This is a genomic window from Haladaptatus marinus, from assembly GCF_051194195.1.
This window is the reverse complement of the sequence record NZ_JBLZNK010000008.1, coordinates 1-13,154: the sequence shown is the minus strand read 5'-3', so window position 1 is coordinate 13,154 and position 13,154 is coordinate 1. Positions and strand designations below refer to the sequence as shown.

General features: G+C 51.1%; 15 protein-coding genes. 5 read left to right on the top strand and 10 right to left on the bottom strand.

The window, feature by feature from the left end; genetic code table 11:
• Nucleotides 1–24 precede the first annotated feature (24 nt).
• Nucleotides 25–270: a hypothetical protein gene (locus ACN2TU_RS23835; protein ID WP_435158998.1), complete on the bottom strand. Its 246-nt coding sequence runs from the start codon at nucleotides 268–270 to the stop codon at nucleotides 25–27.
• 802 nt (nucleotides 271–1,072) lie between these two features.
• Between ACN2TU_RS23835 and ACN2TU_RS23830 the strand changes: the two genes are divergently transcribed.
• On the top strand, nucleotides 1,073–1,492 hold the full coding sequence (locus tag ACN2TU_RS23830) for a helix-turn-helix domain-containing protein (RefSeq protein ID WP_435158996.1): 420 nt from the start codon (nucleotides 1,073–1,075) through the stop codon (nucleotides 1,490–1,492).
• 51 nt (nucleotides 1,493–1,543) lie between these two features.
• Here ACN2TU_RS23830 and ACN2TU_RS23825 read toward each other — a convergent pair whose 3' ends face one another.
• Together ACN2TU_RS23825 and ACN2TU_RS23820 are read right to left on the bottom strand one after the other, a co-directional pair.
• On the bottom strand, nucleotides 1,544–1,948 hold the full coding sequence (locus tag ACN2TU_RS23825; RefSeq protein WP_435158995.1) for a DUF8160 family protein: 405 nt from the start codon (nucleotides 1,946–1,948) through the stop codon (nucleotides 1,544–1,546).
• Nucleotides 1,941–2,723 carry a ParA family protein gene (locus ACN2TU_RS23820; RefSeq protein ID WP_435158994.1) on the bottom strand — a complete coding sequence of 261 codons (783 nt, stop codon included), beginning with the start codon at nucleotides 2,721–2,723 and terminating at the stop codon, nucleotides 1,941–1,943. Before ACN2TU_RS23820 ends, ACN2TU_RS23825 begins: the two co-directional genes overlap by 8 nt.
• 841 nt (nucleotides 2,724–3,564) lie before the next feature.
• On the opposite strand from ACN2TU_RS23820, the gene ACN2TU_RS23815 reads away from it, so the two are divergent.
• Nucleotides 3,565–4,806, top strand: a complete 1,242-nt coding sequence (locus tag ACN2TU_RS23815) for a Cdc6/Cdc18 family protein (RefSeq protein ID WP_435158993.1) — start codon at nucleotides 3,565–3,567, stop codon at nucleotides 4,804–4,806.
• A gap of 312 nt (nucleotides 4,807–5,118) precedes the next feature.
• Here the strand turns inward: ACN2TU_RS23815 and ACN2TU_RS23810 are convergent, their stop codons facing one another.
• The 3 genes from ACN2TU_RS23810 to ACN2TU_RS23800 all read right to left on the bottom strand — a co-directional run bounded on the left by ACN2TU_RS23810 (nucleotide 5,119) and on the right by ACN2TU_RS23800 (nucleotide 6,874).
• Complete coding sequence (locus ACN2TU_RS23810; protein WP_435158992.1) at nucleotides 5,119–5,613, bottom strand: DUF8154 family protein; 495 nt, start codon at nucleotides 5,611–5,613, stop codon at nucleotides 5,119–5,121.
• Nucleotides 5,606–6,316, bottom strand: coding sequence for a nucleotidyltransferase domain-containing protein (locus tag ACN2TU_RS23805; RefSeq protein ID WP_435158991.1), 711 nt, complete (start codon nucleotides 6,314–6,316; stop codon nucleotides 5,606–5,608). The genes ACN2TU_RS23810 and ACN2TU_RS23805 overlap by 8 nt, the downstream gene beginning before the upstream one ends.
• 138 nt (nucleotides 6,317–6,454) lie before the next feature.
• Nucleotides 6,455–6,874 (bottom strand): hypothetical protein, encoded by a 420-nt coding sequence (locus tag ACN2TU_RS23800; protein WP_435158990.1) that lies wholly within the window; start codon nucleotides 6,872–6,874, stop codon nucleotides 6,455–6,457.
• A 325-nt stretch (nucleotides 6,875–7,199) separates the two neighbouring features.
• On the opposite strand from ACN2TU_RS23800, the gene ACN2TU_RS23795 reads away from it, so the two are divergent.
• Entirely contained in the window at nucleotides 7,200–7,436 is a 237-nt protein-coding gene (locus ACN2TU_RS23795) for a hypothetical protein (protein ID WP_435158989.1), read from the top strand.
• A gap of 65 nt (nucleotides 7,437–7,501) precedes the next feature.
• Here ACN2TU_RS23795 and ACN2TU_RS23790 read toward each other — a convergent pair whose 3' ends face one another.
• The 4 genes from ACN2TU_RS23790 to ACN2TU_RS23775 form a co-directional block, all read right to left on the bottom strand.
• The gene (locus ACN2TU_RS23790; protein ID WP_435158988.1) at nucleotides 7,502–7,729 is read right to left on the bottom strand and encodes a HalOD1 output domain-containing protein; all 228 of its coding nucleotides are present in this window, start codon (nucleotides 7,727–7,729) and stop codon (nucleotides 7,502–7,504) included.
• A 479-nt stretch (nucleotides 7,730–8,208) separates the two neighbouring features.
• Nucleotides 8,209–8,628, bottom strand: coding sequence for a toxin-antitoxin system TumE family protein (locus ACN2TU_RS23785; RefSeq protein ID WP_435158987.1), 420 nt, complete (start codon nucleotides 8,626–8,628; stop codon nucleotides 8,209–8,211).
• Between the two features lie 4 nt (nucleotides 8,629–8,632).
• Complete coding sequence (locus ACN2TU_RS23780; protein WP_435158986.1) at nucleotides 8,633–9,235, bottom strand: DUF7342 family protein; 603 nt, start codon at nucleotides 9,233–9,235, stop codon at nucleotides 8,633–8,635.
• Between the two features lie 355 nt (nucleotides 9,236–9,590).
• Complete coding sequence (locus ACN2TU_RS23775; protein ID WP_435158985.1) at nucleotides 9,591–9,815, bottom strand: DUF8015 family protein; 225 nt, start codon at nucleotides 9,813–9,815, stop codon at nucleotides 9,591–9,593.
• A 648-nt stretch (nucleotides 9,816–10,463) separates the two neighbouring features.
• On the opposite strand from ACN2TU_RS23775, the gene ACN2TU_RS23770 reads away from it, so the two are divergent.
• Together ACN2TU_RS23770 and ACN2TU_RS23765 are read left to right on the top strand one after the other, a co-directional pair.
• On the top strand, nucleotides 10,464–10,712 hold the full coding sequence (locus ACN2TU_RS23770; RefSeq protein WP_435158984.1) for a DUF8156 family protein: 249 nt from the start codon (nucleotides 10,464–10,466) through the stop codon (nucleotides 10,710–10,712).
• A 4-nt stretch (nucleotides 10,713–10,716) separates the two neighbouring features.
• The gene (locus ACN2TU_RS23765; protein WP_435158982.1) at nucleotides 10,717–12,816 is read left to right on the top strand and encodes a type B DNA-directed DNA polymerase; all 2,100 of its coding nucleotides are present in this window, start codon (nucleotides 10,717–10,719) and stop codon (nucleotides 12,814–12,816) included.
• Nucleotides 12,817–13,154: the final 338 nt, after the last annotated feature.

The window sequence follows — 13,154 nt, the reverse complement described above, 5'->3', positions numbered from 1 at the left end:
GATGGGCTACTCATTGGTCCTTATTCAACCTGCAACCCACTCATTGATCAACACTATTGATAGCAAGAGACGTCGTGCGAGTTCTTGCGTGACGTGTGTTTCAAGTGTCTCAATTCGCTCTGCTTTGCGCTCATTTGCGTCATGGAGAGCAGCGTTTTCTCGTTGAAGGTCGGCCACTTCGTCTCGGAGAGTAGCTAGTTCTTCACGGAGTTCGACGACTGCACGTGCGCAGTCGCATGTTGCTGTGCTTGTTGTATCCGTTGTGCTCATCGACGCTCACCTAGTGGGGGAAGTCCGAGATCCTCGGGCGACAGCTCCTCCAGTCGGTCAGCAGCGTTGGAAAGCCCCTCAGTCCCGGGGTCATATATCTCGTAATGGATCAGCCACATGCGGACTGCCGTTTCTGAGACGTCGAGGTGGGCGGCCGTACCCGCAATTGTTCCTGCTTGCTCGTAGGTGGTCCGCAACCGATCTAGATCACGGTACGGATGCTGCTTGAGTTCGTCAGCAGTCGTCAGCGAGGATAGCGACTTTGGAAAGCCAGAAGAATGCGAGGCGGATTGGTCGGACGAACTCGAACTACACTTGTCTGTCGTGTCTGTCCACTGATCTAGTCGGCACTGCGTGTCCGGTAGCGGGGAACCTTTACAAGAACTCGTTTCGAAGCTTTGGGTACTCTGGGACATAATCTAAGCGTGATGCTTGGGTGTGTTCTGTGCCAGAGATGGCCGGTGCGCCTGCGAACGAGTGATTAGAGCCCACGTACGTTCGCTGCTTTGCGCACCAGTGATACCGACCCGAGAGCCATTCGATTCGCTTTCGTCGCCCGGATAGCATCAAGTGATGAGACATCCAGACCAGCGGGTCGGGAAATGACCTCCGGCGTGGCTATCGCTTCTCACGGGAGAATAGGAGAAGAGGCGGTTTCAATCGAACCAGAAATGACGATGAAGACACAAAATGGGCTCCCGATGCAACTTCGGCCACGGTAAGTATACTCGTCGGCTCTTCTGTCGGTAGATTCGGTCGGTGTGTGAGAAAGACCTATTGTCAATCACTAGTCCCTTCATATATGAAGACAGAAAGTAGTGAGTTGACAGAAGGGACAGTACTCCCAGATGAACGCGTAGCGAGATTCGAGCAATTGCTGGATGAAAAATCCGAGTTGGAGCTCACAGAGACGATGGCCACGGTCTGTGGAGTGCATAAAGCATCATTCTGTGTATATCTGACCGTACTCGATTCTCCACATAGCACGATCGCTGAAATCGCTGAAATTCTCAACCGTGATCAGAGTACGGTAGGAAAGCAACTGCAACCGCTGTATGACCAGGAGTTGGTCACTCGGTATCCGCGCACCGTCTCCAATGGAGGTGTCAAGTATTTGCATGTCGCTCAACCACTCGCAGAAACCACAGAGTGGCTACAGCAAGAATTGGACACCCAGATTAATACCGTTTTGAACCAGTTAGAACAGCTTCACACTGCCTGATCAACTTCTCTCCAAAGGACCACCGTTCAACGAGCACGTTTTCAGCCGTGCTTAGAGTTCCATTCGTTCAATGCGTTCTTTGAGTTCTTGTGGTTCCAATTCTTCCATGCGTTCCAATCCAAGTTCGAAAACCAGTGGGTAGAAATGGCGAGTCTTCTTAACCGTCTCTCCAAACTGCATCTCAAGTTCTAAATCAAGACGCTTGTATCCAGTCGATACCTTCCGATCAAGGTCATCAGATAGATAGACACTCCGTGCGTTCCAATCCTTCTTTACGTTCTTTGCTTTCCCACCATTCTTTTCGTTCCCAGAAGAATCTGCCTTCCCATCGGATTGAGCGGACTGTGCGTTCCCACTAGTCTTTGCATTCTTTGCGTTCTCGTCGTTCTTCTCTGTCCCTTCCCCATCGAAACGTGCGGCGATCCGGTTAGTTGCGTCGTCACGGTGGTCACTCATGGTTCTCCTCCAGGTCTGCCGCAATTCGATCATAGACCTCAATCATGTCACATTCCTCGGCATCTGGCGCGAAAATGGAACCGCCAGCATTCATTGCTCGTTTGATTGCGGCTCGATGCCGAACTTCGTATACCGGACATCGATTGTCAAAGGTATCCTCAAACCACTGAATCATTTCTCGTTGTTCGTTGTCAAGCGGATAGTTGACGTTTGATATAATGACCCCACGCTCAGAGACGGTGACTTCGTATCGTTTCTCTAGCGTCTCAATCTGTGTGAGGAGGTGGTCAAGCGCAAGAATCGATGTATCTTCAGCTTCGACTGGCACGATGATATCACCACAGGCAAGGAGGACGTTGTCGTTAATTGGGCCGAGACTCGGCGGAGCATCGACAAGAACAAAATCATAGCCCTCCAGATCGTCGAAAAGCATCTGAAGTCGTTCCCGCGGTCGCCATCCTGATGCAATTAGATCCTGCTCTAGGCGGAACATATCGATGTTCCCAGGAAGGACGTCGAACTCAGCATGCTCGACAGCGAGGTCATTTACATCGTGCTCAGTCGGTTCTTTCATCGCATCGAACAACGAGGGAGGATCAGCTTTGTATGCGTCTCGTAAGTTGAGTTTGTTCGTGAGATACCCTTGCGGGTCAAGGTCTGCCGCAAGCACTCGATTGCCCCGGTATGCTAACGCGCCCGCGAGATTGATCGTGTTCGTCGACTTCGCCACACCACCTTTCTGGTTTGTAATCCCAATGGTTTGTATTTCGCTCATGGAACGCAAGTCGTTCCAAGAACGCATAGAAAATAAATCTATGTCAGACGAATTGATTTGGAGTATCCACCGACAGATGCACTATGGCAAAATCAACTCCCAGATACTCAATCATATTCTGCATGTGGAACGGGATATCAACCGCACGGAGCATGTCTGAATCAAACTTACGCGATTCACCCTCGAGGCTTGACCCCGAGGCACTCTCGCTGTGTTTTTCTGTGGGGGATCTCGATCGCAAGTGCCAGAACCAGGTACAGACACACCACCATCGCGGATGTAACGGGAAGACGAGTGTGTCGCTTGTTCAGATCGACAGGAGACACACCACCATCGCGGATGTAACTGTTGATCAACCCCCAGCCATTTGGCGAATTTTCATACGTTTTCTGTATTATCCCCAAAACACATTTATAGCTTATAGACGTAAAGTCCGCTAAGTTAATTTCGACTGCTTGAAAGAGTGGTCGTCTTTTTCGACCACTCTTCGTTCTTCTTATTTGTCCAATCCCGTGAGTAGAGACTACCTCCTACCCTTTTGCAGGATCCGTTACATCCGCGACGATGGTGTGTGCCTCAGCTTGCTTTGTCGACTTGAGTACTTCTCCGCCAATGGATTTGAGCCTTCTACCGGCGGTTTTTCCCATCTTTACATTCGCGACATGGGTGTCCGACGCTGAAATTTCCAGCTGTCTCCCGCTGCTTCATCCGCGACACCACCCAATTCATCGGAATAAGACAAACAACGATTTCGACAGCTTTGAGTGGCGATTTTCACCGACTTACATCCGCGACTCCCCTGCCCTTTATTACGAATGGGGGATATGTAGTAGCCAATCGCATGACATCCGATGAGTCAGATAATCGTGACCCACTCTTCCGGTATGACGATCCTGTTTTCGCTCGGGAAGAGCTTTTGAAAATCAAGCACATACCCGGATCAGACCGTATCGTTGGCCGAGATGAGCATATGAAACAGGTTGCAGAAGCACTCAACCCTGCTATTTTCGGCCGTGAACCGACTCATCTTCTCATCTTCGGGGAAACTGGAACGGGAAAGAGTTTGATTTCGCGAAGTGTGACCGAGCGCGTTATTGACGAAGCTCGGCGAGACGATATCACGGTGAAGGCTGCATACGTTGATTGTGGCGAGCAGAACACCGAGGCAGGCGTCGTCAAAACCATTGGACGTGAGATCAACGATCCAGCACAGAGCAATATTACGATTCCTGAACGAGGGCTTGCAACCGGTGATTATTATCGTCGGCTCTGGAATGTTCTCGATACATGTTGTGACGTCGCAATTCTCATTCTCGATGAAATTGACCTCCTCGAGGACGATGAAGTCCTCCGAAAGCTCTCGCGAGCAGGTGAAAATCAGCAAATCTCCGAATCGAACATTGGCATCATCGGCATTTCTAACAAGATCAATTTCGCTGACGAACTCGGTGAACGCGTCAAATCCAGTTTTGCACGCGACGAACTGGTTTTTCCTGCCTACGATGCGACCCAGCTCGTCGATATTCTCGAAAATCGCCGTGACGCCTTCCGTGAGGATGTCCTCGAAGGCGATGTTATTCCACTAACCGCGGCTCTTGCGGCCCAGGAACACGGAGATGCTCGCAAAGCAATCGATATTCTTCGAAATGCTGGCCGTCTCGCTACTCAATCAGATACTGTGCCCGTAACCGATGAACACGTTCGCCAAGCAAAGAAAAAGACAGAAGCCGACCGATTTGCCGAATTGATCGCTGGTGCTCCGACACAAGCAAAGACGATTCTGCTGGCGCTTACCAATCTTACCGAGTCACAGCAAGCCGATGAGTTCTCCACGAAGGAAATTTATCGCCGGTACCAGCAAATCGCGCGTGGTACTGGTCTCGATATGCTCTCTGAACGCCGTACTCAAGAAATTTTGAAAGAGCATGATTTCCTGAACGTGATTCAATCAGAACGTCGAGGGCGTGGGCGTGGCCAAGGGGTTCACGCAAAGCACCGTCTCCTTGAAGAACCCGACATCGCCAAATCCGTTCTTGAGCAAGATTCTCGCATCAGTGACTTCCTTTCGTCAGTTGACGAGTAGCCTTCTGACCCCACCCTTTGTTTGATCACTTTTCCATTCCTTCTTTACCTTCGGCTCGTTCAATGCGTTCTTTGAACGCTTTCTCTTCTGTGACTTCCATTCGCTAGTATCACTCAGGTGCTTTTGTAGCCCTTGAGCGTGTGCTAGATCCCTTAGCCACTAAAAGATCACATTGACTTCCAATCGTTCCTGTTGTTCAATGCGTTCCAAGACGTCAATTAGTTCAATGTGCTCAATGAAGTCAATGCGTTCCAAGATGGCATCCTTTCTTTCTCTACAAGTGCTCTACCCGGACTAACTGGTAATTGACCGTCATCGGTCACAGAGACAATTGAAGTGGTTTCGTGGGTGATCCCGCAGGAACTCATGTATCGTTATCGCAAGTTTGAACATAGCATCCGCTTGCTCGGCGGTAACTGCCCGCCCAGAATAGTACGATGCCGCTCGGTTCTCGTTGTACAGTGCTTGGAAGTCTTCTTTCAAATGGTCGCTGATTACTCCTAGTTCAAACGCGCGTTGATACGCATACTCATGGTCCATAAAATCGTGAACTGCATCGTCGCTCATCGCGATAGCGTAGAATTCGAATGAGCGTTCGATCGCCCCAAACGCGAGTTCGACGACCGCTGTATGGTAGCCGTTTTGATCTTGAAGCGTCTGTGCAGCGGCAATCAGACGGCATGCCTTCTTGAGCTGTGCTTCCTCTTCAGTCAGTTCGGCAAGTCCTTCTTCCGGTGTTCCCCCTCGCTCAAAAGACCGATGGGCCTCTTCGAGTACATCTGTGACCACCTTCGGATCGTCACTCATCGACTAGGCCCTCCATTATCGATTGGAATTTCTCGAACTCTTCGGTCTTGGAAAGCGTAATCCCAGAGACGACTGTTTCAGCGATATCTTCTGTATGTGCGGGCACAGACGCAGGGGATTCAACAACGATATGAAAGTCGTATCGCTCACCGTTGAATTGCTCCGATGCGAGCTCTTTCCCGATTTGCGCTGCGCGTCGTTGGTTTCGTCCTCGGTGTTCGCGAACGAGCACCCAGAGATCAATGTCACTTTGTCGATCTGCTTCACCACGTGCGACACTTCCGTAGACGAGAATTCCGAGGACATCATCGAGGTCACTATTGAGTGTCTCGACAGCGGTTCGTACCGGTGCGTGGAATTCTGCCTGTGGGATACGAAGCAAGGGATTGTCTGGAATGGTCACCCGCTCTCGATTGATACTGACGAGCTTCTTGTTCCCTTCGTGTCGAATGTGGACGAGGTCATTTGATGCAAGCACGTCGACTGCTTTTCCGACGGTCCGATGTGTTACGTCCACAATGGACGCCAGTGTTCGGATCGTATACTCCTTGAAAGGACGATCGATTAAAAATTGGAGTAATTTATCTGTTGCTTTGTGGCGATAGAGATTCGGATTGTTTGCTGGCACTGGCACCTGTATCGTCGCTGCAGATGTTTCTTCACCTCCCGTTGATACCGCTTGTTGGCTACTTTCGCTCCTCATAGATACCCTATGTAACCACAACTATAAAAACTTTATATAGAAACCACTCGGTTAGGGACGTGGGTATCGGTGAGGACATGCACCGAAACAGGTTGAGATTTTGTTAGCATGTGTTACTAACACACGACGCAACCATTTTCAGATCTGCTCTTTTCGAATCGTCACGATATCCGCTGCTACTCGTCCCGATCCTTCTGCTGCAATTACAAGCATGTTCGGTGCTGGTGTACAAGGCGCTCGATCACCGACGTGAAAACCGGCATCTGCCGCACCGGGGAGTTGTACTTGATAGCCATTTCCTGCGATTTGGAGTGAGGCGTTTGCAACTCGATGAATCGAGACGGTGTCTAAAGCGGCTGACGTTGCGAGTTCGACGATGTTCTCGTCGGTGATTCGGTCGATGTCGACGACAAGAAGGAGACCGTCGAATGCAAACACGCGGATGTCGGCGAGACGAGCGAGTTCGTCGTCAGTCTCTTCAACGAGTTCAGCGGATCGGGCAGGCTTTGTGACCTGGAGAGCAAGGCCATCGCCGGATCGTTTGATTGTGTTGGGCATTAGTGGTTAGTATCGTATACTACCCCAAGAATATTCGTCTCGGCGGATTCGCTCTCGACTCGGCGTTGTTGGTGAGAAGCGTTGGGCCACGTATCCTCTCACATGTCTTCAGTTTCACTTCCACTCTGGTTGGCTGAATTCTTTATCCGTCGGGTACCAAGCACCAAGTGCAGTCAGCGTAACCCAGCAGGCGACGTGGGTTCTCGTACTCATCCCAACCCATACTCCCACATCGACTGCTTATTCCCCTTACTACACTAACTAGTGGTACGAACAAAATCTGACCGAGGGTTTACTTGTGAGGTAGGTGAATTGGAGAGTACGAATGGTTCCAAATGGGAAATCGCCACTCTCCCCACTTGCGCAAGACGCGCTTGACGCGCTCGCGAGAAATCTCCCAGAAGAGCGCGAGCTCACCTACGAGCAAGCCTATTCGATTTTAGACGATGAAGAGGATCTTGGACGACCAGCTGCCGAAGATATCATCGAACGACTCTACATGAACGGCCATCTCTACGAGGTCGAGGGGAAGCTCCGGCTCACCGATTACGGTTCTGAATAGCGACGTCAGTCTCGGGAGAAGAAAGCGTCATTACTACATCACGAAGTATGGAACGATTTTATTGATCAGCTAGCCGAGCATGGATTTCCACCAGTATCGCGTTGTGCTCCGAGCGGTTCGTAGATGAGGATGGTATTGTCGCTCCGAACAGTGACGAGATAGTCCTCGACTGTGAATCGGACCTCAACGTCACTCTTTTTCGACGCACTTGCTTTGATGATGTCTTCGAGCGCATCTGGGTTCACGTATTCGTACAACGAGAGTGTGGTTTGAGCACCAGTCGGCTCAATCACGTCGATGAGTACATCAACGACACCTGTAACGATCTCAGAACCCGATGCTTCGCGGTTAATTGTCTCGGAGGCGACCAATGCATATTGCGGTGGTGGACTCGGTCCAGAGTGCTCTGTGGTGGAGCCGAACCAGCTGATCCTTTTCGTTCTCATTGTGTCGCTGTTCATACTTTCTGCTAGCTCTCCAGAAACTTGAGTAACGGCCGCTTACCCCAGAATCCATTGTATTGAAAGAAAGCGGCAGTATGAAACGAGTGTGATGAACGCTGTCTGGTTATTTAATAGGATTATATAATGAGCTCAACCTATGTCTGACGAGCTTATTTGATTCTTCGTACCATTGGTGGAGATACGCTCTCACAGAGGCCAGCACGATGCCATTGTCTGGCGCCATCACCCGGCAGTGTCGTCGTGCCTGGTTGTGAGAGTTCCCTTTCCCCCTATCCATCCTTTTCGACAGGATGAACACGGTTTATTGTTCAGTCAATGATTTCGAATGTGTCGCCCCATCGTGCCTGAATATCTGCGATGACCTCTCCAATTACGTCGAAGAAGTCCTCGGGATACCGTCGATCTTCTGCATCATCAGTAGTCGCTGCTGGAAACAGATGATAGTGATCGCGAGCGTTATGTGGATTTTCGTGTCGATCCCAGCGACACTCTTCCCGGTCATTTTCCCACTCTTCCACATAGTGAATATAGAAATTGCCATTGAGCTGTAACTCGATATCGACATACACACGCGAGATCTGCTCAGGATACGCAGTCTCATCAAAGACGACCCCGACGGTCGCAGGTTTGTTCGATGGAAACGGGTTAACTTGTAAAACGAGACTTATATTCCCGAGTTTCCGTGCAACTCTTCGCAGAATCCCCTTGTTCGGCGACGTCCCGTCCATCTAATCACGAGTGATTTTCTGACCGTGTATCTGCAGGAGAATTTGAGTGGCCGGACTGAAGTCGCTGGAAGAACCGAACCATATCTGCAACTTTCACCGTCCCCGTTTGTGCGCCAGATGTACCGTGCCCGAGTGCCTCGACGAGCCTATCGACTTCTTCACACGCTGCGTTCCACTGCCGAAGATCGTCCATCGTCTCATCAAGCTTCTCGTAGCCGTGCTCCTGCGGGATAACCTCACCAGGTGTTTCGGCCTCATAGGTCTCTTGGAATGACGAGATAGTGTCACTGAGTTCCGATAGTCGATTGTTTAGCTCCTCGATGGTGTACTCTCGTTGAAGGCGATCGATATTCCGCCATTCGAGATACGAGTCGTTCCGACCATACGTCACTGGCTCATTGCCGATCTTCTTCGCGACTCCCATCTCTCCAAGGATCTCCAGATATTTCCGTGCGGTATCTGGCGCAACTCCTGCTCGGTCTGCGATCTCGGAGACCCGAAGTGGATCGTTCAACTGGAGGAGCACATCGTAGACCTTCTCGACAGTCGTCCGACTCTCGAGCTCGGCTTCCCACTCCGATGCTAAGTCTCGTGGAGAATCACTCATGATGCCCACTACTCTATTAGTCTACTAGACCAAAAAGATTTGCTAGATGGTCACTATAGACTCCAGACTACGAATCATGTCTGGCTTCTCTTAGGAATCAAGCAGCATTACGCTGGTTAGTATAATATACTAACTCGGTCTCGTTCGATGACTTGTCTGTCGGAACTAAAACTTCGGGAACTGATAGAGTGTGTCGGGGCCCACTAGAACTGTTGGGATTCTGATTGATATGCCCTATCAGTTGACTTGCTTCTCTTAATTAATTAGCCGAGCATGAGTTTTCTGCTGTTATCATGCTGCCCTCCAAGCAGGTTGTGAATATTTATGCCGAAAGCTAGACCGCAGAGATGCGCACTTAGTCCGCCGAGTTTATCTGAGGAGATGGAGTCGTGGATGTCGATTCAGGAGCAGAACCAACAGGCCCATTCACGAAGAGTGCATGCCCGATCAGGAGGACGGAGACAGTTGCACCGACAGGAACTGCAGCTGTCATCGAAAGCCCAGCAGCACTGACCGCGCCGGTGACACCGATCAATGCGAGTGGGATCAAACCGAGAATGAGATCATAATATCCTGTCATAATCTATCCTATAAAATGGGGCGTAGGCACATAAGAGTTCTGCATAGCTACTTTAGAGGTTCTCTATTATAACCATATAATAACTAAAAATGCTACCTATAACTTATTGAGTCCAGGTAGTCGTGGTTGATCTCAAAATGAGCAGCTGTCGGGAGGCGCGACCTGATGCCATCAGTTGCGTATGTGGGTTACTACAGTCAGCATTTGTGTTATCGGAACGCGTTTTATCCCGCATCTAATATTCTAGCCGAACTCTCACAGCTGGGCAAGGTGGATTTCAGACGCCATCATGCGACGCTCCTGCGACTGGCTGGCTGTGGGAGCCTGCGATCGGCTTTCCTTGCCTTTCTCCCAGTGAACGTGAGTAGGAACTGCGTTTTCGGAAAATTCAATCGGAAACAATCTGATCGGGCTACTGACGACCGATTCTCTCGGAGCTTTTTGAGACTCATCTCGTAGAGAACGTTCTGGAGAGAGACGTACTGATTCGCTCCAAACTGACGATAGCAGAACCTCGAGTCTTACTTCATAGTTGGTGGCCAGTATGACCAGTACTCACACTGATTTCCATCGACATTTCATCTATTGGAATATTCGGAAGCGACCCTGGCTTGCCTAAGAGGATCTTGGTGGTCGTGTTTACTTGCAATGATGCAAAGCAGCCAAATCAAGACGGGATGGGACGAGTATCGCCGAGCACTTCGACCGACCGACCAAGCAGTCTTTGATCGGCTCTTCGAGTATGCCCAGTTACATACCGATCCCAGCACGGTTCACAAGCCCCTGTTCGTTGAGACGCCCATTCTAATCTCGATCCTAATCGAACAGCAGCGACAACTCGACGACTTAGTGGATCGGCTCGATCACTTAGAGGACGATTTGAACGGTCAGGGATGAGATCTTGGTGTACAAAATCGACTACGTCGACGGCGACGTGCTCAGATGGTCGGTGACTGAGACGGGGGTGGAGTGTGAAGTCGATGAGTCGTATACGCCGACGATCTACGTGTCGGTGCATGGTAACGGCGATTTTTCGACGGCGCGTGCTGCACTTCGTGACCATCCTGCCGTTGTTCGGGTTGCTATCGTCGAAGAACGCGTGAGTTTTCGCCACGACCCCGAGCAAGTACTCCAGGTTGGTGTGGTTGACCTCAAGGCGGTGAATTCAGTAGCCCGAATGGTGAGTAAGTGGGGCTCGCCTGGTGAGTATCGCTGCTACAACGTCGACTTCTCGCGTGAGTTCCGCTACTGTCTCGAAACGGGGATTGACCCACTCCCGACCCGCGAACTCTCACAGATGCAGATTGCTGTCTCGGAAACAGAATTGGCGAGTGAGAGGGTTACTGAACTCACGATCGACGATGAGACGGTGACCGGGAGTGGGGAAGACGTGTTAACTACACTATCGAGTCATGTTGAGTCGGTTGACCCTGACGTTCTCTCCTTGAATACGAGCGACCTCATTCCAGTCCTGTTCCAGCAGGCCGATCGACTTGACGTAGAGTTCCAGCTTGGACGACGACCCGGATGGCAGCAACTGGCGGGCGAATCAACCTACGAAAGCTACGGCCAAGTCGGGTACTCCCCGGCACGGTACAATCTCCCGGGTCGGGTGATCATCGACGGCTCGAATACGTTCATGTGGAACCAGACGAACCTCGACGGCTGTTTGTATCTCGTCGAACAGTCGGGGAAACCACTCCAAGAGTTGGCCTGGTCGTCGATCGGGAACATTTTGACTGGGATTCAGATACAGGAAGCACGGAAGCGAGACGTGCTTGTGCCCTGGCGTTCGTGGCGGCACGAGGAGTTCAAAACGATGCGCCAGCTGCACGATGCCGACCGAGGTGGGTTCACCTTTGCCCCGGACGTCGGATTGCACGAGGACGTGCACGAACTCGACTTCTCATCGTTGTATCCGAATATCATCGTCACGCGGAACGTGAGTCCGGAAAAGATTCGATGTGAGTGTCACGCTGAGAGGGAGGATGTGCCGGGCATTGGGTATTCGATTTGTGACGAGCGTGGCTATCTGCCAGACGTGCTTGAGCCGTTGATCGAGGACCGTGATGCGATCAAAGCCGAGATACGGGAGACTGAGGATGAAGAGAATCGCGAAGAATTGGAAGGCCAATCGAGCGCGATCAAGTGGATTTTAGTCTCCTGTTTCGGCTACCAGGGATTCTCGAATGCGAAGTTCGGACGAATTGAGTGCCACGAAGCGATCAACGCGTATGCTCGGGAGATTTTGTTGGAGACGAAAGCAGTGCTCGAGGAGCATGGGTGGCGGATTGTACATGGTATCGTCGATAGCGTGTGGGTGACGCCGATCGAAGGGGAGGAGCAGACGTCACTGTCCGAGCTTGTCTCAGAGATTTCTGAAGAGGTAGAGATTCGGCTTGAGCTTGAAGCCCACTACGACTGGATATCGTTTGTGCCGTTACGTGATTCGGATGCTGGTGCGTTGACGAAGTACTTCGGGAAGGTCGCTGGGGAAGATGAGTACAAGTATCGGGGCATCGAGTGTCGGCAGCGAAGCACGCCGTCGTATATCGATGAGGCGCAGAAAGCGTTGATTCGAACGGTGGATGCGTATCGGGATCCGGAAGCAGTTTGTGAGGAATTGCGGTCGTGGGTCGATCGGCTTGAGCGTGGGGCGGTCGATCCAAATGAGTTGGTGATCACGAATCGCGTTTCGAAAAAGAAGGAGGACTACACGCAGTCGACGCGGAGTGTGGCAGCACTAGAGCGAGCGGCTGATTTGGGATTGGGGCGTGCCCCTGGTCAGAGTGTGTCGTATGTTGTGGTTGACGATGCAAAGCAGTCGCGAGAGCGGGTGAGGTTGGCGAGTGAGGAGCTAGACGAGTATGATACTGGATTTTATCGGGAGTTGCTGATTCGTGCTGCGGCGAGTGTGTTATCACCGCTTGGGTGGCGTACGTCGGATATTGAGCAGGAGTTGAGGCAATATACCGAGTCGATTTTGGCGTCATTCAGATAACATTCGGGTATTGCTGCGGATTTTCACCAGTCACACTATAGTGAAGGAGCCGGGTAGGTCAGGAGCGACCGTCCAAGATACAGAGCGCATAGTCAGCACGTTCCGATCGCAATCGAGGAGCAGAGCCGATTGCTTACTACCGAGAAAATCTGTATCTCGGACGCCGTCGAACAGGGTGGAGTGACTGGAGTCACTCCTCGCGTTTACTGTACGTTTCCTCACCCCAACCATAGTCTGACGCTTCGTCGTTCCGTTCGAGGTAGCCCTCCAGTACCTCTTGTACCGCTCGGCCGAGATCATCTAACTCACCGTCAATCATTGAAACCGTGCTCGAATCG